At 67.2% G+C, this 20,958-nt stretch carries 22 protein-coding genes; 13 read left to right on the forward strand and 9 right to left on the reverse strand.

The annotated features are described in order from the left end of the window. Positions 1–2: 2 nt before the first annotated feature. The 3 genes from V9K97_RS08335 to V9K97_RS08345 form a co-directional block, all read right to left on the reverse strand. A complete protein-coding gene (locus tag V9K97_RS08335) occupies positions 3–809 on the reverse strand; it encodes an enoyl-CoA hydratase-related protein (protein WP_337317484.1) in 807 nt (268 codons plus the stop codon). Continuing rightward, positions 809–1,987 carry an acetyl-CoA C-acetyltransferase gene (locus V9K97_RS08340; protein WP_337317486.1) on the reverse strand — a complete coding sequence of 393 codons (1,179 nt, stop codon included), beginning with the start codon at positions 1,985–1,987 and terminating at the stop codon, positions 809–811. Before V9K97_RS08340 ends, V9K97_RS08335 begins: the two co-directional genes overlap by 1 nt. Before the next feature lie 130 nt (positions 1,988–2,117). Then, the gene (locus V9K97_RS08345; RefSeq protein ID WP_258503694.1) at positions 2,118–2,438 is read right to left on the reverse strand and encodes a DUF2917 domain-containing protein; all 321 of its coding nucleotides are present in this window, start codon (positions 2,436–2,438) and stop codon (positions 2,118–2,120) included. Positions 2,439–2,520: 82 nt separating this feature from the next. Here V9K97_RS08345 and V9K97_RS08350 point away from each other — a divergent pair, with 82 nt between their 5' ends. Then, positions 2,521–3,456, forward strand: a complete 936-nt coding sequence (locus V9K97_RS08350) for a LysR substrate-binding domain-containing protein (RefSeq protein WP_337317488.1) — start codon at positions 2,521–2,523, stop codon at positions 3,454–3,456. Between the two features lie 26 nt (positions 3,457–3,482). On the opposite strand, the gene V9K97_RS08355 is transcribed toward V9K97_RS08350, so the two are convergent. Next, positions 3,483–4,055, reverse strand: a complete 573-nt coding sequence (locus tag V9K97_RS08355) for a fasciclin domain-containing protein (RefSeq protein ID WP_443302902.1) — start codon at positions 4,053–4,055, stop codon at positions 3,483–3,485. Positions 4,056–4,438: 383 nt separating this feature from the next. Between V9K97_RS08355 and V9K97_RS08360 the strand changes: the two genes are divergently transcribed. Further along, positions 4,439–4,666 carry a hypothetical protein gene (locus V9K97_RS08360; RefSeq protein WP_337296468.1) on the forward strand — a complete coding sequence of 76 codons (228 nt, stop codon included), beginning with the start codon at positions 4,439–4,441 and terminating at the stop codon, positions 4,664–4,666. Continuing rightward, the gene (locus V9K97_RS08365; protein WP_337317490.1) at positions 4,659–5,441 is read left to right on the forward strand and encodes a hypothetical protein; all 783 of its coding nucleotides are present in this window, start codon (positions 4,659–4,661) and stop codon (positions 5,439–5,441) included. Before V9K97_RS08360 ends, V9K97_RS08365 begins: the two co-directional genes overlap by 8 nt. On the opposite strand, the gene V9K97_RS08370 is transcribed toward V9K97_RS08365, so the two are convergent. From V9K97_RS08370 to V9K97_RS08385, 4 genes are all read right to left on the reverse strand, one after another. Next, positions 5,442–6,092, reverse strand: coding sequence for a L,D-transpeptidase (locus V9K97_RS08370; protein WP_337317491.1), 651 nt, complete (start codon positions 6,090–6,092; stop codon positions 5,442–5,444). It lies immediately after the preceding gene. Between the two features lie 7 nt (positions 6,093–6,099). Continuing rightward, entirely contained in the window at positions 6,100–6,399 is a 300-nt protein-coding gene (locus tag V9K97_RS08375) for a proteophosphoglycan ppg4 (protein WP_258503699.1), read from the reverse strand. 124 nt (positions 6,400–6,523) lie between these two features. Then, positions 6,524–8,698: a malate synthase G gene (locus tag V9K97_RS08380; protein WP_337317493.1), complete on the reverse strand. Its 2,175-nt coding sequence runs from the start codon at positions 8,696–8,698 to the stop codon at positions 6,524–6,526. A gap of 189 nt (positions 8,699–8,887) precedes the next feature. Continuing rightward, entirely contained in the window at positions 8,888–9,628 is a 741-nt protein-coding gene (locus tag V9K97_RS08385) for an IclR family transcriptional regulator (protein WP_337296465.1), read from the reverse strand. 133 nt (positions 9,629–9,761) lie between these two features. Here V9K97_RS08385 and V9K97_RS08390 point away from each other — a divergent pair, with 133 nt between their 5' ends. The 5 genes from V9K97_RS08390 to V9K97_RS08410 all read left to right on the forward strand — a co-directional run bounded on the left by V9K97_RS08390 (position 9,762) and on the right by V9K97_RS08410 (position 15,434). Beyond that, positions 9,762–10,709: a hydroxymethylglutaryl-CoA lyase gene (locus tag V9K97_RS08390; RefSeq protein ID WP_337317494.1), complete on the forward strand. Its 948-nt coding sequence runs from the start codon at positions 9,762–9,764 to the stop codon at positions 10,707–10,709. Further along, complete coding sequence (locus V9K97_RS08395) at positions 10,702–11,892, forward strand: CaiB/BaiF CoA transferase family protein (protein ID WP_337317496.1); 1,191 nt, start codon at positions 10,702–10,704, stop codon at positions 11,890–11,892. Before V9K97_RS08390 ends, V9K97_RS08395 begins: the two co-directional genes overlap by 8 nt. Before the next feature lie 51 nt (positions 11,893–11,943). After that, positions 11,944–12,876 (forward strand): LysR family transcriptional regulator, encoded by a 933-nt coding sequence (locus tag V9K97_RS08400; protein WP_258503707.1) that lies wholly within the window; start codon positions 11,944–11,946, stop codon positions 12,874–12,876. Positions 12,877–12,940: 64 nt separating this feature from the next. Then, entirely contained in the window at positions 12,941–13,393 is a 453-nt protein-coding gene (locus V9K97_RS08405) for a DUF2214 family protein (protein WP_337317497.1), read from the forward strand. Positions 13,394–13,400: 7 nt separating this feature from the next. Then, complete coding sequence (locus V9K97_RS08410) at positions 13,401–15,434, forward strand: fused MFS/spermidine synthase (RefSeq protein ID WP_337317499.1); 2,034 nt, start codon at positions 13,401–13,403, stop codon at positions 15,432–15,434. A gap of 77 nt (positions 15,435–15,511) precedes the next feature. Here V9K97_RS08410 and V9K97_RS08415 read toward each other — a convergent pair whose 3' ends face one another. Further along, on the reverse strand, positions 15,512–15,892 hold the full coding sequence (locus tag V9K97_RS08415) for a PsiF family protein (protein ID WP_126748769.1): 381 nt from the start codon (positions 15,890–15,892) through the stop codon (positions 15,512–15,514). A 132-nt stretch (positions 15,893–16,024) separates the two neighbouring features. On the opposite strand from V9K97_RS08415, the gene argS reads away from it, so the two are divergent. The 5 genes from argS (at position 16,025) to lptB (ending at position 20,944) form a co-directional block, all read left to right on the forward strand. Then, positions 16,025–17,710 (forward strand): arginine--tRNA ligase, encoded by a 1,686-nt coding sequence (gene argS / locus V9K97_RS08420; protein ID WP_337296459.1) that lies wholly within the window; start codon positions 16,025–16,027, stop codon positions 17,708–17,710. 7 nt (positions 17,711–17,717) lie between these two features. Beyond that, positions 17,718–18,467, forward strand: a complete 750-nt coding sequence (locus V9K97_RS08425) for an SPOR domain-containing protein (protein WP_337317501.1) — start codon at positions 17,718–17,720, stop codon at positions 18,465–18,467. Between the two features lie 167 nt (positions 18,468–18,634). Next, positions 18,635–19,282: a thiol:disulfide interchange protein DsbA/DsbL gene (locus V9K97_RS08430; protein ID WP_337317503.1), complete on the forward strand. Its 648-nt coding sequence runs from the start codon at positions 18,635–18,637 to the stop codon at positions 19,280–19,282. A 151-nt stretch (positions 19,283–19,433) separates the two neighbouring features. After that, a complete protein-coding gene (lptA, locus tag V9K97_RS08435; protein ID WP_337310414.1) occupies positions 19,434–20,153 on the forward strand; it encodes a lipopolysaccharide transport periplasmic protein LptA in 720 nt (239 codons plus the stop codon). Then, positions 20,150–20,944, forward strand: coding sequence for an LPS export ABC transporter ATP-binding protein (lptB, locus tag V9K97_RS08440; protein ID WP_337317504.1), 795 nt, complete (start codon positions 20,150–20,152; stop codon positions 20,942–20,944). Before lptA ends, lptB begins: the two co-directional genes overlap by 4 nt. Positions 20,945–20,958: the final 14 nt, after the last annotated feature.

Consider the following 20,958-nt stretch of genomic DNA (forward strand, 5'->3'; position numbering starts at 1 on the left):
GCTCAGCGCCCCGGAAACGTCGGCGGGCGCTTCTGCAGGAAGGCGCTCACGCCTTCGCGGAAGGTGGGGCGGTCGATCAGCTCGCGCTGGCGTTCGCTTTCGTAGTGCAGCTGTTCGGCCAGCGTGTGGCGCTCCGAGGCTTCGAAGGCTTCGCGTGCTTCGACCACTGCATGCGCCGGCAGCCGGGCGAGACGCTGCGCAATGGCGCGTGCTTCCTCGAGCAGCTGTTCGTCGTCGGCGCAGGCCCAGATCAGGCCCCACTGCACCGCGCGTCCCGCGCTCAGCCGCTCGTCGAGCAGCGCCATGCCCATGGCCCGCGCCTTGCCGGCGCGCCGCGGAATGGCCCAGGTGCAGCCCAGGTCGGGCACGATGCCGAGCTTGGGCAAGAAGGGCAGGTAGAAATAGGCGCTGCGCGCCGCAATCGTCACATCGGCCGCCAGCGCCAATCCGACACCCGCGCCCGCCGCCGCGCCGTTGACCGCGGCCACCACCGGCACGGGCAGCGTGCGCAGCGTTTCGATGAGCGGGTTGCTGAGCGACTGCATCCATTCGGCTGTCTGGTCGCCGAGCGACTTGCCTTCTTCACCGGACGTCATGGCGCTCAGGTCGGCGCCCACGCAAAAGGCCTTGCCGGCCCCGGTCAGGATCACCGCACGTACTTCGCGGTCGTCGCGGATGCGCTCCAATGTGTCGCGCAGCTCGATCTGCAGTTCGCGCGCAATCGGGTTCAGCTTGGCCGGCAGGTTCAGCGTGAGCGTGGCGATGCCGTCGGCCAGCTCGTAGAGCACGTAGGGTTGCTGGGCGGTCATCAGAGCCTTTCCACGATGGTGACGTTGGCCATGCCGCCGCCTTCGCACATCGTCTGCAGCCCGTAGCGCTTGCCGCGCCGACCGAGTGCATGGATCAGCGTGGTCATGAGCTTGGTGCCCGAGGCGCCCAGCGGGTGGCCGAGTGCAATGGCACCGCCGTTCACGTTGAGCCGCGCCGGGTCGGCATCGAGCGCCTGCAGCCAGGCGATGGGCACGGGCGCGAAGGCTTCGTTCACTTCATAAAGATCGATGTCCTGGATGCGCATGCCGGCCTTTTTCAGCGCGCGCTGCGTGGCGGGCAGCGGGGCCTCCAGCATGATCACCGGGTCGTGCCCCATCACGCTCATGTGGTGGATGCGCGCGAGCGGCTTCACGCCCAGCGCCTTCAGGCCGCGTTCGTTCACCACCAGCACGCCGCTCGCGCCGTCGCAGATCTGGCTTGCAGTGGCGGCGGTGCAGCGGCCGCCTTCGGCAATCAGCTTCACGCCCGCGATGCCCTCCAGCGTGGCGTCGAAGCGGATGCCTTCATCCACCAGGTGGCTTTCGCCGCTGCGTGTGCCGTCGGCCAGCAGGATCTCGATGGGCACGATCTCATCGCCGAACGCGCCTTCGCGGCTCGCTGCAATCGCGCGCCGATGGCTTTCGAGCGCGTAGCGGTCGAGCTGGTCCTTCTCGATGCCGTAGTTCTTGGCGATCATCTCGGCGCCGGTGAACTGGCTGAACTCCACGCCCGGGTAGCGCTGCTTCATCGCAGGGCTCATGTAGGTGCCGAGGCCCGCCTTGGCTGGCAGCGCATTGGGCGTGAACATCGGCACGCGCGTCATGCTTTCGACGCCGCCCGCAATCACCGCATCCATGCTGCCCGACATCACGGCCTGCGCCGCGAAATGCAGCGCCTGCTGCGACGAGCCGCACTGCCGGTCGACCGAGGTGCCCGGCACCGATTCGGGCAGCCGGGACGCAAGCACCGCATTGCGCGCCACGTTGGTCGCCTGCTCGCCCACCTGGCTCACGCAGCCAAGAATCACGTCTTCCACCGCCGCCGGGTCGATGCCGCTCCTGGCCACCACCGCGTCGATCACCTGCGCCGCCAGGTCGGCCGGATGCCAGCCCGCGAGCTTGCCGCCGCGCCGGCCGCCGGCCGTGCGCGCCGCGGCCACGATGTATGCCTCTGCCATGGTCATGTCCTTCCTCAAGAGAAAACAGCGTGAATCGGGCGCCCAACGCAAAAAAGCCGCCCGTCACAACGGCGGCGTTCAATGCTTGGAAAGTCCATGGCATCGAGGTTCGATGCCGGGGGCGCTCAGGTCAAGCCGGGGACAACCCGAGAGAAGGCAGTCGCCAAGGCGACCGGCGGCCCGACCGCGCGGCCAGCGGCATGGCGGCCGGCTGAGCGTCCGAGACGGTGATGCACGAAGACTCCAGCGCCGAGACCAGCACGCGCCGGTGTTCGGTGCCTTCGAATCGCTCCCCCGGCGCAAGCACGATGTCGCGCGTGTCGTGGTCGAGCGTCACCCAGACCGAGCCGCTGCGGCATTCGATGCCGACCCCGGCGCCATCGGGAACGGCAAAGATGGAACGGACCGGCAGGCTGACATGAAAGCGGGAAGAGTGGTGTTGGGTGCTCATGGCAAGCTCCATTGCATTCGTGATACGAATGAATATAGTGAATTGATCCTCCTCTTACACGCGGTGATTCGGAATTCGTTACATGCATCCAGAGAATGCGAAGACCCATGGCGCCTTGGGCGGCGAGCTCCCGCCGCTGGAGTTGCTGCGCAGCTTCGAGGCCGCGGCGCGCCGGCTGAGCTTCACGCTCGCGGCCGGCGAGCTGCACCTCACGCAGTCGGCGGTCAGCCGCCAGATCCAGCAGCTGGAAGCCAGCCTGGGCGTGCTGCTGTTCGAGCGCCGGCACCGCTCGCTGGTGCTCACCGAGGCGGGCGGTGTCATGCAGCGGGCCGTCACCGACAGCCTGGAGCGCCTGCGCGACGCCACGGCGCGGCTGCGCGCGACCTCCGCGCCGCGGCAGGTGGCCATCACCAGCACGCCCGGCTTTGCGTCGTTCTGGCTCATTCCAAGGCTGGCGCGCTTCACCGGCAGCCATCCGCAGGTCGACGTTCGCGTGTCGGCCACGCTCGAGGTGCTCGACCTGGAGAGCAGCCGCATCGACCTGGCGGTGCGCTTCGTGCCGATCGGCCGCGGCATCGGCACGGCGCTGTTCGAGGAGTCGGTGATCCCGCTGTGCTCGCCGCAACTCGCCGCGTCGCTGCGCGAGCCGTCCGATTTTTCGAAGCTCACCTTGCTGACCGTGGACTACCCCGACCACGGCGACGCCCCCACTGTCGATTGGGAGCCCTGGCTTCGCGTGATGGGGCTCGACCAGCTGCGCATGAAGAGCACGTTGCGCTTCACCCTGTACACCGATGCCGTGGCCGCCGCGGTGGCAGGCCAGGGCGTGGTGATCGGCCGCCTGCCGCTGCTGCGCGACCTGGTGCAGACGGGCCGGCTCGTCGCGCCGCTCGGCGAAGGCGTGGCCTCGCACCGCGGCTACTTCATCGAAACATCGAGGCGCGCTGCGGGCAACCCCGACGCGCTGGAGTTCGCGCAGTGGCTGCGCGAGGAAGCCGAGGCGGCGCAGCGAGGCTGATGACGAGACCGCCGAGGGCGAGGTGATCAGCCCGGCAGCAGCACCTTGTCGACCACGTGGATCACGCCGTTCGACTGGTAGACGTTGGCAATGGTCACCGTTGCCGTGCCGCCGGTGGCGTCGCTCACCCTCACGTTGCTGCCGCTCATGGTGGCCGTCAGCGTGCCGCCGCTCGCGGTCTTCAGCGTGGCCTTGCCGCCGCCCGCCTTGATGGCGCTCATGAGCGCGGCGCCGTCCATCTTGCCGGGCACCACGTGGTACGTCAGCACCTTCGTGAGCGTGGGCTTGTTCTCTGCCTTGAGCAGCGTGTCGACCGTGCCGGCCGGCAGTGCCGAGAAGGCTGCGTTCGTCGGTGCGAACACGGTGAAGGGGCCGGGGCTCTTGAGCGTGCCCACCAGGTCCGCGGCTTTCACCGCGGCCACCAGCGTGGTGTGGTCCTTCGAATTCACCGCGTTGTCGACGATGTCCTTCGTCGGGAACATCGCGGCCCCGCCCACCATGGGGTTGGGCGCGGTGGCGCCGCTGCCGCTCATGCCCATGCCGCCCGCGCAAGCGCCGAGCAGAACCGAAACGCCGATTGCGATCACGAGTTTTTTCATTGAGGACTCCTGGTAAGAATGTTCTGGAAGACAGCTGTGGAAACCGCCGGCAGCTCGGAGGCGCGATGCGCTCGACACCTATACGGCGCGTGGGCGCATTTGGATTCACGTGGGCTTTGCGCCACAGCGGCGCGCGCGGCACTTGCGCGCCGCACGCGTGCTCGCCAGAATCCGCCCTTCCTTTTTCAGCAACAGTTTTTTATTCGCGCCCGGCGACGACCAACCTCCCGGGCGGCAACTCACTCAATGAACCGTTTTCTGAACACCTGATCCGCACACCGACCGCCCCGGCCGGACGTGCATCCATGCATCCGCCGAGGCCCATCGACAAAGGCCCCGCGCAGCCATTCGCCGGGGCCTTTTTGTTTTTGGAGTGTGCGCACATGAGTGCTCAACGAAAGGCCCGCGACGACGAGAAGCGTCTGGGCCGGTTTTATTTTTCGGTGCCGAGCGCGGCACCTCGCAACCCCGTGGTGGCCGCGATGGCGCGCCGCGAAACCAGCCAGGGCGCGGGGCGCCACTTGCGCACGCACCGTGCCGAGCGCCGCGCGCAGAAGGTTGCATTGCAGAAGGCCGCGCGCGGCTTCGCGGGGAGGACCGACGATGCGTGACGACATGGACAAGGTCATCGTCGAGAGGCCGCGCCGCGGTGGTAGCTGGCAGGGCGACGGGCGTGCCTGGCGCAACAGCAAGGAGGCGGGTTCGCGCCTGGGCATGAAGCGCGGTTACCACCGCACGAAGGGGCTCAACGAAAACCTCGCGCCGCTGAAGCGCTGGCTGCACAAGCAGGTGCATCGGCCGTGGAACAAGGTTTACGCAGAGCTGTGCAGCGGCATCGACCGCCGAAGCACGGTGCAGGCGCACATCTTCGAGCACATCGACGACTTCGTAGCGCGCAACGCCGAGCTGCGCGACGGCCAAGTGTGGGTGCCCGCCGAACGGTGGCGCAGCCACCTTCGCGCACCGTTGAGCGAAGCTGCGCATGTGGAGCTCTTCGTGCATCCGGTGACTGGCATCCTGTTGCCCAACCGGCGCTTGCATGAGGCGCGCGAGGCCAGGAAGGAGGCATACCGCGCGTCAAGGAGCAAACCGCCGGCGCGTGCGCCGCACGTTTTTCACGTGATCGACGAAGTCACTCAATGGCACCGCATCCAGGGTTGCTGGTTCGAGGTCATCATTGCGCCGATGCCCGAGCTGAGGCGAACGATGCTGGACGTGACGTATTACGACGTGCTGCGCCGCTGCCCAGTGACGCGCCGCGGCGGTTGCGAGAAGCCGGCCTTCGGTTCACCCGATCATCGGGAGATGTACGGGCGGGACCACGTCTATGCCGCGTCGATGCGCAGGCTCAACCAGCAAGAGGTGCGGGAACGCTTCGGCGATTGATTAGCGCGCCTGGGCGGTCGGGGTTTCAAACAACGTGCTTGCCGGTCTCGTTTCCGGCAGCACGTAGATCACGGCCTTTGCAGTGCCGAACGACGGCTTCACATGCGCGTCGTAAAACGCCGCGGGCACGTTGATGCAGCCATAGGAGATGCGGTTGTCCGCCGGAGTTGGCGTGGCCAGGCGTTCGAGCCGGCGCTCGGCCTTCTTGGTTGCGCGCACGCGGTGCATCGACACGGCCGCGTCGTAGTCGACCCAGACGATGTCCTCGCCTGAAAGATTGCGGCCCGGCTCGCTGACGAAGCGGCCCGCGGGCGTGGTGCGCTCGTCGTCGCGGATGTCGGCCATCTGGCGCTCGCCGATGCCGGGCACCGAGTGGTCGCCTTTCGCAAGGCCGAGCAGGATGGGCGAGGACGCCCGCCGCTTGCCGTCCGCATCGAAGATGTGGACCGCCGCGGCTTTCTTGTCGACGATGGCGAAGGGCGTGCCCTGGTTGTCGCCGGTCGTGCGCACCCAGCCGGCCACGGTTTCGGTGTCGCGCGAAACCGCCGGCGACGAATGCGCCGGCGGTGCCGCGATCAGCAGCGAAGCGAGCGCAGCTACGGCGATGCCGGAAGCGAAGCTGCGCCCGCGGCGCTCAGAGCCGACCCGCATCGCGCGATCAGTTGCGGTCGGCACGTGCCACGCGCATCGAGCCGCTCTGGTTCGACATGTCCTGGCTGGTGCTGGGCGACGTGGTTGCCTGGTTCGTCGTGGTGCTACCGGTAGAGCCCGACATCGTGCCTTGGTTGGTGGCCGGCGTGCCGGTGGTGCCCATCGGCGTGTTCTGCTGCGTCTGCTGGCCGGCGCCAGTGGCCGGATTCGGCGAGCTGGTCGTCGGCGGATTGCCCTGTGCAATGGCGAAACCTGCGGCGCTGGTGAGGGCGATGGCGGCCATGGTCATCTTGATCGAACGGGTCATGTGTATCTCCTTGGATGGAATGAGTGAATCGATCGCTCGATGGAGCAACCGATGCTCAAGCTAGCCTTGGTACACGCCCGCGCGGTCGGTGGGCCGCGCGGTCAGCTGTAGGACGATGGGTGTCTCAGGCGCCCGCCTTCACCTTCAGCCGCCACGCATGCAGCAGCGGTTCGGTGTAGCCGCTCGGCTGCTCGATGCCCTTGAACACCAGGTCTTGCGCAGCCTTGTAGGCGGCCGAGGTGTCGAAGTTGCCGGCCATCGGCTGGTAGACCGGGTCGCCCGCGTTCTGTTCGTCGACCACCTTGGCCATGCGCTGGAAGGCCTCGTCGACCTGCGCCTTGGTGACCACGCCGTGCAACAGCCAGTTGGCGATGTGCTGGCTCGAGATGCGCAGCGTGGCGCGGTCTTCCATCAGGCCCACGTTGTGGATGTCGGGCACCTTGGAGCAGCCCACGCCCTGGTCGATCCAGCGCACCACGTAGCCGAGGATGCCCTGCACGTTGTTGTCGATTTCCTGCTGCTTCTCGGCGTCGGTCCACTTGGCTTCGGGCGCGATGGGCACTTGCAGCAGCGCGTTCAGGATGTTGTCGCGTTCGGCGTCGGCATCGATCTTTTCGAGTTCTTGCTGCACGGCCGTGACGCTCACCTGGTGATAGTGCAGCGCATGCAGCGTGGCGGCGGTGGGCGAGGGCACCCAGGCGGTGTTGGCGCCGGCCTTGGGGTGCGCAATTTTCTGCTCGAGCATGGCGGCCATGAGGTCGGGCATGGCCCACATGCCCTTGCCGATCTGCGCCTTGCCGCGCAGGCCGCACGAGAGGCCGACCAGCACGTTGTTCTTTTCGTACGCGCCGATCCACGCGCTCGACTTCATGTCGCCCTTGCGGATCATCGGGCCGCCGTGCATGGCGGTGTGCATCTCGTCGCCGGTACGGTCGAGGAAGCCGGTGTTGATGAAGGCAACGCGCGCGGCGGCCTCGGCAATGCAGGCCTTGAGGTTGACGCTGGTGCGGCGCTCCTCGTCCATGATGCCGAGCTTCACGGTGTTGGCGGGCAGGCCGAGCAGCTGCTCGACGCGGCCGAACAGTTCGCTGGCAAAGGCCACTTCGGCCGGGCCGTGCATCTTGGGCTTGACGATGTAGATGCTGCCGGTGCGCGAGTTGCCCTTGCGCTTCAAGTCAATCATCGCGATGGTGGTGGTGACCACGGCATCGAGAATGCCTTCGGGGATTTCCTTGCCGTCCGCATACAGCACGGCGGGGTTGGTCATCAGGTGGCCCACGTTGCGCAGGAACATGAGCGAGCGGCCGTGCAGCTTCACGGGCTTGCCGTCGGCACCGGTGTATTCGCGGTCGGGGTTGAGGCCGCGCGTGAAGGTCTTGCCGCCCTTGGCCACTTCTTCGGTGAGCGTGCCTTGCACGATGCCGAGCCAGTTCGCATAGGCGAGCACCTTGTCGGCCGCATCCACCACGGCCACCGAGTCTTCGAGGTCAAGAATGGTCGAGAGCGCGGCCTCGAGCACCAGGTCGCTCACGCCGGCCGGGTCGGTCTTGCCGATGGGCGTGCTGCGGTCGATGCGGATGTCCAGGTGAATGCCGTTGTGCTTGAGCAGCACCGACGAAGGCGACGCCGCGTCGCCCTGGTAGCCCACGAAGGCAGCCGGGTCGCGCAGCGCGGTGCTGCTGCTCTGCAGCGCAATGTGCAGCTGGCCGTCTTTCACGCTGTAGCCGGTCGCCATCTTGTGCGAACCGTTTTCGAGCGGCGCGGCCTGGTCGAGCACGTTGCGTGCAAATTCGATGACCTTGGCGCCGCGCACGGGGTTGTAGCCCTTGCCCTTTTCGGCACCATCGGTTTCGGGAATGGCATCGGTGCCGTAGAGCGCGTCGTACAGCGAGCCCCAGCGCGCATTGGCCGCGTTGAGTGCGTAGCGCGCGTTCAGGATGGGCACCACCAGCTGCGGGCCGGCCTGCAGCGCGAGTTCGGAATCGACGTTCGCCGTGGTGGCCTTCGCGCCCTTGGGCTGCGGCAGCAGGTAGCCGATCTTTTCGAGGAATGCGCGGTACGCCGGCATGTCGGCAATCGGGCCGGGGTTCTTCTTGTGCCAGGCGTCGAGCTCGGTTTGCAGGCGGTCGCGCTCGGCCAGGAGCGCAATGTTCTTCGGCGCGAGGTCGCTCACGATGGCGTCGAAGCCCTTCCAGAAAACGTCGCTGGCCACACCGCTGGCGGGCAAGACCTTGTCTTCGATGAAGCGGTGCAACTCGGTCGCGACCTGGAGTCCGTGGGCGGTGGTTCGGGCGGTCATGTTTTTCTCCTGGAGAACGATTCAATGTGGGCGGAACAGGAGGCGGTGTCTGTCAGAACAGCGCTGCGCCGTGGTTCCATGCAAGGACTTTATTCGATACTTTGCTGGCCTGTAAGAGCCGAAAGCGTGATTTATCAGTGACAAAAATGGGGGTAATCACACGCCTTCGACGCTCGCTCCGTCGCGTTTTCAGCTCATTTCGCTGAGCTGGCGGGCCGCGGTGCGCACCGGCTCTATATGGCGCGCGTCGTAGCGGTGGGCGGGCATGGTCAGCGTGACCGCGGCGGCCAGACGGCCATCGGCATGGAATACGGGCGCCGAAATGCCCGCCAGCTCGGCCGTGCGGTCGCCCACCAGCGCGCAGTAGCCCTGCGCGCGAATGGCGTCGTACAGCTTCCGCTCCTCGGGGCTGCGCGGCTGTTCGGCTTCGGGGCCGAAGGCGATCAGCACGCGCGCACCGGCGCCGCGGTCATTGGGCAGCAGGTCGCCCGCGCGCACGTGGTCGCGCACCACATGCGACGAATCGACGCGGAACTGGCACAGCCGCACCCAGCTGTCGCCCTGGCCCTGCCGCACGTGGTACGCCGCGCTTTCTCCAGTGGCCGCCGCGAGCGCGCGCAGCACCGGCAGCACGAGGCGGTCGAGCGAAAGCGACGCCGCGTAGAGGCCGTGCAGGCGCGCGATCTCGGCGCCGAGTGCATAGCGCCCGTCGTCCTGCCGGCGGATCAGCCGTGCATGTTCGAGCGAAGCCAACAGACGCAGCACCGTGCTCTTGTAGAGCTGCGTGCGCTCTGCAAACTGCGCGAGCGACAGCGCCTCGTCGCCGGGCTGAAAGGCTGAGAGCAGGCTCAGTGCGCGGTCGACCGCCGCGGCACCGCCGGGGGCGGCATTGAGGTCTGAAACCGATTCGGTCTGGGCTTTGCGGGGCATGGCGTTGGCTTGACAGGGAAAGTCGTTCGGCGGTCTAATTCTGTTTAATGGAATTTAGTTCTGCAAGATAGAACTGTCAAGCGAGTGCCGCCCGCCAAGTGGCCAGCCAATCGCTCCAAGGAGACAAGAGTCGATGACACCCCCCGATGTTGTGATCAGCGAGGTCGGCCCGCGCGACGGCCTGCAATCGGTCAAGGCCACCATGCCCACGGCTGACAAGCTGCGCTGGATCGACGCGCTCTACGCCGCCGGCGTGCGCGAGATCGAGGTGGCCTCCTTCGTGCCCGCCAGGCTGCTGCCGCAGATGGCCGATGCGGCGGAAGTGGTGCGCCATGCCGCTACGCTGCCCGGTCTGGTGGTGATGGCACTGGTGCCCAACCGCAAGGGCGCGCAGGCCGCGCTGGAAGCGGGGGCGCACAAGCTCACCATGCCCGTGTCGGCCAGCGTCGCGCATTCGATGGCCAACGTGCGCAAGACGCCGGCCGAAATGGTCGACGAAGTGCGCGCCATTTCCGAGTTGCGCCGCGACACGGCACCGGGGGTGCTGCTCGAAGTCGGCATTTCCACCGCCTTCGGTTGCACGCTGCAAGGGCTGGTGCCCGAAGACGACGTGATCCGCCTGGCCGCGCAATGCATCGAAGCGGGCGCGGAAGAAGCCGGCCTTTCGGACACCGTGGGCTATGCCAACCCGGCGCAGGTGCGCCGGCTCTTCAGGCGGCTGCGCGCCGAACTCGGCACGCATGCCGGCGCGGCGCACATGCACAACACGCGCGGCCTGGGCATTGCCAATTGCCTTGCGGCGTGGGACGAGGGCGTGCGCACCTTCGACGCCTCGCTCGGCGGACTCGGCGGCTGCCCTTATGCACCCGGCGCCTCCGGCAACGCAGTCACCGAAGACCTCGTCTTCATGTTCGAGGCCATGGGCGTGCGCACCGGCATCGACATCGAGAAACTCATCGCGGCGCGCGCGCCGCTCATGGCCGGCCTGCCGGGCGAGCCGGTCTACGGCATGACGCCCGAAGCCGGCCTGCCCAAGGGCTTCGTCCAAGGCCCTGCCCAGGAAACCAACCCACATGCCTGAATCCAATCCGCTTCCCTATGCCGGCGTCCGCGTCGTCGAGTTCACCCACATGGTCATGGGGCCGACCTGCGGCCTGCTGCTGGCCGACCTCGGCGCCGAGGTCATCAAGGTCGAGCCCATCGAGGGCGACAGCACGCGCCGCCTGCTCGGCTCGGGCTCGGGCTTCTTTCCCACGTTCAACCGCAACAAGAAGAGCATCGCGCTCGATCTCAAGACGCCAGAGGGTGTGGAGGCCGCGCTGCGCCTCGTCGCCACGGCCGACATCGTGAGCGAGAACTTCAAGCCCGGCACCATGAAGAAGCTGGGCCTGGACTACGACAGCCTGAAGCAGCTCAACCCACGGCTCATCTACGTGAGCCACAAGGGCTTTCTGCCGGGCCCTTACGACCACCGCACCGCGCTCGACGAAGTGGTTCAGATGATGGGCGGCCTGGCCTACATGACCGGCCGCGCCGGCGACCCGCTGCGTGCGGGCACCAGCGTGAACGACATCATGGGCGGCATGTTCGGCGCCATCGGCGCGATGGCCGCGCTGCGCCAGCGCGAACTCACCGGCAAGGGCTGCGAGGTGCAGTCCGCGCTGTTCGAGAACAACGTGTTCCTGGTCGCGCAGCACATGATGCAGTTCGCCGCCACCGGCAAGGCGGCCGACCCGATGCCCAGCCGCATCTCGGCTTGGGCCGTGTACGACGTGTTCACTGTGAAAGACGGCGAGCAGATCTTTCTCGCGGCGGTGAGCGACAAGCAATGGGCGATTTTCTGCAAGGCCTTCGGGCTGGAAGAAATGCTGGCCGACCCGCGCCTGAAGACCAACAACGACCGCGTGCTGGCGCGCGAGTGGATGATGCCGATCCTGCGCTCGCACCTGGCCGGCTACAGCGCGGCCGAACTCAGCGCGGTATTCGAGCAGAACGAGCTGCCCTTTGCGCCCATCACCAAGCCGCAGCAGCTGTTCGACGACCCGCACCTGAATGCCACCGGCGGCCTCGCGCCCGTGCGCATGAACGACGGCCACATGGCCAAGGTGCCGCTCATGCCCTTTACGCTCGATGGCGAGCGCCCCGGCATCCGCCTGCAGCCGCCGAGCATCGGAGAGCACACCGCCGAGCTGCTGAAGGAGGTGGGCTATGGCGACGAAGAGATCGCCGCCTTCGAGGCGCGCCGGGCCGGCGCTGCCGGTTGAACCCAAGGCAAGGCTCGGGACAGAAAACCCGGGCGATATAGTTCTTGCGCCATGGACCGCCTGAAGCAACTCGAATCCTTCGTCTCGGTGGCGACCCGCGGCGGCCTCACGGCCGCGGCCAAGGCCGAGGGCGTGGCGCCCGCCATCATGGGGCGGCGCCTCGACGCGCTCGAGGCGAGGCTGGGCGTGAAGCTGCTGGTGCGCACCACGCGGCGCATCACGCTCACGCACGAAGGCAGCGCCTTTCTCGAGGACTGCCAGCGCCTGCTGACCGAATTCGCCAATGCCGAGGCCAGCGTGAGCGCCGGGGGCATCAAGGCCAGCGGGCACTTGCGCGTGACGGCGCCGGCGGGCTTCGGCCGCCGGCATGTGGCGCCGCTGGTGCCGCGCTTCCATGCCATGCACCCGGAAGTCACGATCTCGCTCAACCTTAGCGACCGCGTGGTCGACGTGCGCGGCGAAAGCTTCGATTGCGCAGTGCGCGTGGGCGACATGCCCGATTCGTCGCTGGTGAGCGTGCGGCTGGCCGACAACCGGCGCCGCTGCGTCGCCACGCCGGAATTCGTGCGCCGCCACGGCATGCCCAAGCACCCGAGCGAGCTGTCGCGCTTTGCCTGCCTCACGCTCTCGAGCGATGCTTCTCAAACGCGCGGCTGGGCATTTCGCCTGCCGGCCGAAGAGGGCGAGGGCGGCGAAGAACTGATCTACCTCCGGCCCGAGGGTCCGCTCGATTGTTCCGACGGGCAGGTGCTGCACGACTGGTGCCTGGCCGGCCACGGCATTGCCTGGCGCAGCACCTGGGAGGTCGAGGCCGAAATCGATGCGGGTTTGCTGGTGCCGCTGCTCGACGAATTCGCCGCGCCGCCCAACGGCATCTACGCCGTGTTCACGGGCACCAAGCACCTGCCGCTGCGGGTTCGGCTGTGGCTTGATTTCCTCAAGGAGCAATACGGACGCCCCGAATTCTGGGGCGGAAGAGGGTAAAGCCGTCCGAGCGGCGGCACAATGCGCAAGCATTTGCAACCCCATTGAAGAAGAAAGCCATTCGATGACCCTCGAAGCCATCCTCGCCTACCTGCACTTGCTGGCCATCCTCACGATGGTGGTGTTCATCTCGAGCGAAGCGGCGCTGTGCCGCGTGCAGTGGCTCAATGCCGCCGTGGTCGAGCGGCTCGCCAAGGTCGACCTGGTCTACGGCATTGCCGCCATTGCCGTGCTCGCGACCGGCATTGCCCGCACCGTGTGGGGCGTGAAGGGCACCGCCTGGTACTGGACCAACCCGCTCCTGCACGTGAAGCTTGGCCTGTTCATCATCATCGGCGTGCTCTCGATCTTCCCGACGCTGACCTACTTCCGCTGGCGCAAGGCGCTGCGCGCCAACGGCACGCTGCCGACCGAAGACGAAGTGCGGAAAACGCGCAAGCTGGTGATGGTGCAGGCCCACCTGATTGCGGTGATTCCCCTGGTCGCCGTGTTCCTTGCGCGCGGCTTCGGCAAGTAGGGCCGGCATGGAACGCGCCGGCATCCAGCTCCTGTTTGCCGGCACCATCTTCAGCAGCGCGTTCCTGCTGTTTCTCGTCCAGCCGCTCATCGCCAAGCAGATCCTGCCCTGGTTCGGCGGCTCGGCCGCCGTGTGGTCGATCTGCATGGTGTTCTTCCAGGCGGTGCTGCTCGCGGGCTATGCCTATTCCGATTGGGTGACGCGGCACCTTCGCGTGCGAGTACAGGCCGCATTGCATGTCGGTCTTCTGCTCGCGAGCCTGGCCTTCCTGCCGCTGGTGGTTGCGGCGCGCTGGAAGCCCACGGGCGCCGAAGACCCCACGTGGCTGATCCTGGGCCTGCTGCTTGCGACCATCGGGCTTCCCTACTTTCTGCTTTCGACCACCGGGCCGCTGGTGCAGTCGTGGGTGGCGCGCACACCCTGGAGCGCGCGGGTGTACCGGTACTTCTCGCTGTCGAACCTGGCCTCGCTGCTGTCTCTCCTGAGTTATCCGGTGCTGATCGAACCGCGCAGCTCGCTGCTCCAGCAGGCGCAGGGATGGTCGTGGGGCTACGGGGCGTTCGTGGTGCTCTGCGCAGGGACGACCTTGCTCGTGGCGTACCGCTGGTCGGAAGCCGTGCCGGCATCGACATCAACGGCGACGGCGGGCGAGGAGACGCCTCCGCGCTGGTCCGACGCGCTGCTCTGGCTCGCCTTGCCGGCGCTCGCGTCGTGGCTGCTGCTGGCGGTGACCAACCACATCACCCAGAACGTCGCGGCAGTGCCGTTTCTCTGGATCTTGCCGCTGTCGCTGTACCTGTTCACCTTTGTGCTGTGCTTCGAAAGCGACCGCTGGTACCGGCGCGGCGTTTTCCTGCCGCTGACGGCGGGCGTGCTGGTGCTGTGCGCCTTCGGCCTGCAGCACCACATCGGCTCGGACGTGCGCACGGGGCTGCCGATCTACGTTGGCGGGCTTTTCGTGCTGTGCATGTTCCTGCACGGAGAAACCGCAAGGCTGCGGCCGGCACCGCGCTATCTCACGCGCTTCTACCTGATGCTGTCGCTGGGTGGCGCCATTGGCGGCGCCCTGGTGGGGCTGGTCGCGCCGCACGTGCTGCCCGCGTACTACGAACTGGGCATCGGCCTCACGCTCACCGCGCTGGCGGCGGTGGCCGTGCTGCGTCGTCGCCTGTGGCTGCGGCTCTCCGGCGTGGCCCTGGCGGCCTGCTGCGTCTTTTTCCTGGTGGCGCAGATCCGCAGCGACAGGTTGGGCGCGCGCCATCTGGTGCGCAGCTTCTACGGCGCACTGATCACCTTCGACGTGCGCCGCGCCAATCCTCCGAGCTACGTGCGGCTGCTGTCGCATGGTTCCATCAAGCATGGCGAGCAGTTTCTCGACCCGCTCAGGCGGCGCGAGCCCACCACCTACTACGGCGCCACCTCGGGCATCGGCCGGGCCATGGCCGCCGCGCCAGACGGGCCGCGTCGCGTCGGGCTGATCGGCCTTGGCGCGGGCACGCTTGCGACCTACGGCCGAAGCGGCGACGTCTACCGCATCTACGAGATCAATCCGCAGGTGTTCGAACTGGCGGACAGCGAGTTCACCTTTCTGCGCGACAGCTCCGCGCAGACCGAGCGCGTGCTCGGCGATGCGCGGCTGGCGCTGGAGCGCGAGGCGCCGCAGGGCTTCGACCTGCTGGCAGTCGATGCATTTTCTGGCGATGCGGTGCCGGTCCATCTGCTCACGGCCGAGGCGCTGGACGTCTACCTGCGCCACATGAAGCCCGACGGCATCGTGGCCTTTCACGTGTCCAACCGCTACCTGGAGCTCGCACCCGTGGTCGCGCGAATCGCGGCATTGAAAGGGGTGCATGCGGTGCTGGTGAGCGACGACGCCAAGGAATCGAAGTGGCTCAACTCGACCGACTGGGTGCTGGTTGCGCGCGACCCCGCCGTGCTGGCGCGTGAGCCGCTGCGCGGCGCGGCTTCGCCCATCGCGCTTCCGGCGAACACGCGCCCCTGGACCGACGACTTCAACAACCTGCTGGGCGTACTCAAGTAGCACCCATGTAGCGCCCATGAAAAAGCCCCGCCGGCGCGGGGCCGTGCGGGGCTCGATTCAGAAAAGCGCGGCTGGTGTCAGGCCTTGGCGCTCAGGCATTCCTTCATGAACGCCTTGCGGGCGTCGCCCTTGAGGGTCTTGGCCTTTTCGTCGGCGTTGCAGGTCTTCATTTTTTCCTGCTGGGTCTGCTTGGCGGTCATGGCGGGCTTGGCGCTCAGGCAGTTCTTCATGAACGCCTTGCGCTCGTCGCCCTTCTTGTCGCCCGCTTCCTGGTTGCAGGTCGTCATCTTGCTTTGCTGGGCGGTGGGGGCCTTGGCCGCGGGCGTGGCCGGTGTAGCGGGGGTGGCGGGCGTCGCGGCCGGAGCAACGACGACAGGCGCGGGCGCCTTGTCTTGCGCCTGTGCGGCGCCAAAGGAAAGGCAGGCGCCCAGGGCGACCAGGGAAAGGAGCTTCTTCATGGTGATATGTCCTTGCAAGGTTGTGTTGTGACAGGTGCCCCGCCCCCGGGGCCGCTCATCCTAACGGGCGGGGGCATGCATTCGATGACCGCCGGCGCCGCCGAGCGGGTTTGCCCCCGGTAAAATCCGCAGATGCTATTGGTCAAACAGGAGCTGCTCGCGGCGCTCGCGAACACGCTCGAATCCCTCTCGCCCGGCGCCGGCTCCAAAGCCGCGTTCGAGTCGCCCAAGGTGGCCGCCCATGGCGATTTCGCCAGCACGGCCGCCATGCAACTCGCCAAACCGCTCGGCCGCAAGCCACGCGAACTGGCCGAGGAGCTCAGCGCCGCGCTGCTCGCCACCCCCGTTTTCGGCCAGTGGGTCGAAGCCATCGAAATCGCCGGCCCCGGCTTTCTCAACATCCGCCTCAAGACCTCCGCCAAGCAGCAGATCGTGCGCGAAGTGCTGAATGCGGCCGACGCCTTCGGCCGGCAGCCCGACACCGGCGAGAAGGTGCTGGTCGAGTTCGTCTCGGCCAACCCGACCGGGCCGCTGCACGTCGGCCACGGCCGCCAGGCCGCGCTCGGCGACGCCATCTGCAACCTGCGCGCCTCGCAGGGCGACACGGTCTGGCGCGAGTTCTATTACAACGACGCCGGCGTGCAGATCCAGACGCTCGCCAACAGCACGCAGCTGCGCGCCCGGGGCTTCAAGCCCGGCGACCCCGAATGGCCGAGCGGCGAAAAGGCGCCCGCCTACAACGGCGACTACATCGCCGACATTGCCGAAGACTTCAAGGCGAAGAAGACCGTCAAGTCGGACGACCGCGAATACACCGCCAGCGGCAACATCGAAGACCTCGACTCCATCCGCGAATTCGCCGTGGCCTATCTGCGCCGCGAGCAAGACCTCGATTTGCAGGCCTTCCGCGTGCGCTTCGACAATTACTACCTCGAATCGAGCCTCTACACCAGCGGCCGCGTCGAGGCGGCGGTGCAAAAGCTCGTGGCTGCCGGCAAGACCTACGAGCAGGACGGCGCGCTGTGGCTCAAGTCGACCGACTACGGGGACGACAAGGACCGCGTGATGAAGAAGCAGGACGGTACGTACACGTACTTCGTGCCCGACGTCGCCTACCACATTGCCAAATGGGAGCGCGGCTTCCACAAGGTGGTCAACATCCAGGGCACGGACCACCACGGCACCATCGCGCGCGTGCGCGCCGGCCTGCAGGCGGCGGGCGTCGGCATTCCCGAGGGCTACCCCGACTACGTGCTGCACACCATGGTGCGCGTGATGAAGGGCGGCGAAGAGGTCAAGATCAGCAAGCGCGCAGGCAGCTACGTCACGCTGCGCGACCTCATCGAATGGACCAGCACCGATGCCGTGCGCTTCTTCCTCCTGAGCCGCAAGCCCGACACCGAATACACCTTCGACGTCGACCTGGCCGTGACCAAGAACAACGACAACCCGGTGTACTACGTGCAATACGCCCATGCGCGCATCTGCTCGGTGCTGGCCGGCTGGGGCGGCGACGCCGCCACGCTCAAGAACGTCGACCTGTCGCCGCTCGAAAGCCCGGCCGCGCAGGCGCTGATGCTGCTGCTTGCCAAGTACCCGGCCATGCTGACGGCGGCGGCGAAGGATTTCGCCCCGCACGACGTGACTTTCTATTTGCGCGAACTGGCCGCCAGCTACCACAGCTACTACGACGCCGAGCGCATCCTGGTCGACGAAGAGCCGGTAAAGCTGGCGCGGCTCGCGCTCGTCGCCGCCACCGCGCAGGTGCTGCACAATGGCCTCGCGATTCTCGGCGTCAGTGCGCCGAGCAAGATGTGAAACCACCATGAAGAAGACAACCAGACAACGCGGCAACATCGTCATCGGCCTCATCATCGGCTTGGTGCTGGGGTTGGGTGTCGCGCTGGGCATTGCGGTCTACGTGACCAAGGTGCCGATTCCGTTCGTAACCAAGACCCAGCGCGGCGGCGCCGAGCAGGACGAAGCCGAGGCTCGCAAGAACCGTGACTGGGACCCGAATGCGCCGCTGGCCGGCAAACCCGGCACGCCCGCCAAGCCGCCCGCGGCCGCAGGCGGCCCGGTGGCTTCCGCTGGTGGCGACAACACGGCCGTGGCGCCCGGAGCCGCACCGCCTGCTCCGCCGGTGCCGGTGGTCGTGGCGCCCAAGCCCACGCGTCCGGCGCCGGTGCCGGCGGAAGCCAATCCGCTGCCGCCGTCGAACGATCCGCTGGGCGATCTGGCCCGCGCGCGTGCGGGTGGCAACAGCGGCAGCAGCACGACAACGGCCTCCGCCGCGCCCAGCAGCAACAGCAGCGCGGCACCGTCGTCGGGCCCCGACCCGTTCATGTACTTTGTGCAGGCCGGCGCGTTCCGCACCACCGACGACGCCGAGGCCCAGCGCGCCAAGCTGTCGCTGATGGGCGTGGAGGCCCGGGTTACCGAGCGCGAGCAGGCCGGTCGCACGGTCTACCGCGTGCGCGCCGGTCCGTTCAACAAGAAGGACGACGCCGATCGCCTGAAAGAGCGGCTCGACAGCGGCGGCCTCGAATCGGCGCTCGTGCGCGTGCAGCGCTGAGGTGTATTCCCGGGCGGCTGCGGCCTTGCTGCAGCCGTCATGAATAATCCCTAAGCTTGCGGCACGGGCCGCCGCCAAGATCAAAGATCGTATTGGGCATGCCGCATGCGGGAACTCCGCGCGGCGCCCCGGCTCTGTCTGCCGTACCCAACAGGAGAACTTTTTCAATGAAACGTCGTGACTTTTCGCTGGCCGCCACTTCGCTCGGTCTGATTTCGCTGGCTGGCAATACGGCGCACGCCCAGGCGCGCGCACCCAAGGCCGGCACCGAGTACCTGGTGCTCGACAAGCGCGTGCCCGTCGACGCGCCGGCCGGCAAGGTCGAAGTGATCGAGTTCTTCTCGTACAACTGCCCGCATTGCAACGATTTCGAGCCGCAGCTCGACGCTTGGCTCAAGACGGCTCCCAAGGAAGTGGCTTTCCGCCGCGTGCCGGTGCCCTTCGTGGGCAACGACGTCGAAGCCAAGCAGCGCCTGTACTACGCGCTCGAAGCCATGGGCAAGGTCGAGGAATTCCAGCCGAAGATCTTCAACGCGATTCACAGGCAGCGCCAGAACGTCAACGGCGATACCAACATCATTGCCTGGGCGACGGCCAACGGCCTCGACGGCGCCAAGTTCAAGGAAGTCTTTACCTCCTTCAGCGTGGCCAGCAAGGCCAAGCGCGCCACGCAGCTGACCGAAGCCTACAAAGTGGCCGGCGTTCCGGCGCTGGCCGTGGGCGGCCGCTGGTACGTGGACGGCGAGCTCGCCGGTAACATGACCAAGGCGCTCCAGGTCACCAACTACCTGATCGGCGAAGCCAAGAAGGGCTGATCGCCTTCAGGGGCAAGACAGCGGCCCGGCCACGCCGGGCCCGCAGTGTTCCCGGATCGGATGTCAAGCCCGCTTTGGCGGGCTTTTTCATCTCTGCGCGCTGGGCTGGCGCGATCCGCCGCATACAATGCAGAGCAAGTTTCGTGCCTCTATGACATCGCACTCCTACTCCAACACCCCTCCTCTTCTGGGTCGCATCGGCCGCCTGGCTCGCCTTGGCATTGGCGCGCTGTTCCTGGCCGGCGCCGCCTCGGGCGCGCTGGCTGAGACGGCGGACCGCACCAAGCCGATGAACATCGAGTCGGACGCCATGCGTTACGACGACCTCAAGCAGACCAGCGTGTTCACCGGGAACGTGCTGGTCACCAAGGGCACCATCATCATCCGCGGCGCGCGGATCGACGTGCGCCAGGACGCCGAGGGCTACCAGTACGGCGTAGTCACGGCGGCGCCCGGCAAGCGGGCCTACTACAAGCAGAAGCGCAACGCCCCCGACGAGTGGATCGAGGGCGAGTCGGAAGTCATCGAGTACGACAGCCGCGCCGACAATGTCAAGTTCATCCGCAATGCCGTCATGCGCCGCCTGATCGGCGCTACGCCCAACGACGAAAGCAGCGGCGCGCTCATCGTCTACGACCAGAGCAACGACACCTACACGGTCAACGGCTCCACCGTGCCGCCGAATGCGGGCGTCAATGCACCGTCGGGCGGACGCGTCAGGACCATCCTCACGCCCAAATCGGCCACTGCGCCCGGTGCTGCCGCGCCTGCCGCGGGTGCACAGCCCGCGCCCGCGGCAACCCAGCCGGCACCCGGAACGGGCCTGCGCTCGACCACCACCCTGGGTGGCGAAGGGGAAGGGCGCAAGTGATCGAAACCGCCGGAAACCAGAACGCCGATGGCACGCCGGGCAGCCGCCTGGTGGTGCGCGGCCTGCAAAAAAGCTACGGCAGCCGCAAGGTCGTCAAGGACGTCTCGCTCGACGTGCAAAAGGGTGAGGTCGTGGGTTTGCTCGGCCCCAACGGCGCCGGCAAGACCACCTCGTTCTACATGATCGTGGGCCTGGTGCGGGCCGACGCCGGCGAGATCACCATCGACGGCGAGCCCATCGCGCACATGCCGATCCACCGCCGCGCCCGCATGGGCCTGAGCTACCTGCCGCAGGAAGCGTCGATCTTCCGCAAGCTCAGCGTCGAGGAAAACGTGCGCGCCGTGCTCGAGCTCCAGCGCGAGCCCGACGGCAACGGCAAGCCCGCGCCACTCACCAAGCAGCGCATCGAAGAGCGCCTTTCCGCGCTCCTGGCCGACCTGCGGGTGGACCACCTCCGCGATTCCCCGGCACTCGCCCTTTCGGGTGGCGAACGGCGCCGGGTCGAAATTGCCCGCGCGCTCGCCACGCAGCCGCGCTTCATCCTGCTGGACGAGCCCTTTGCCGGCATCGACCCCATCGCGGTGATTGAAATCCAGCGGATCATCAGCTTTCTCAAGGAGCGCGGCATCGGCGTGCTCATTACCGACCACAACGTGCGTGAAACGCTGGGCATCTGCGATCACGCGTTCATCATCAGCGACGGGCATGTGCTGGCACAAGGCACACCCTCGGAGATCGTCGACAACGCCGAAGTACGCAGGGTGTACCTCGGCGAGCACTTCCGGATGTAAGGGAGGAGTCGGTC

This window comes from Variovorax sp. CCNWLW186, assembly GCF_037203865.1.
GTDB lineage: Bacteria > Pseudomonadota > Gammaproteobacteria > Burkholderiales > Burkholderiaceae_C > Variovorax.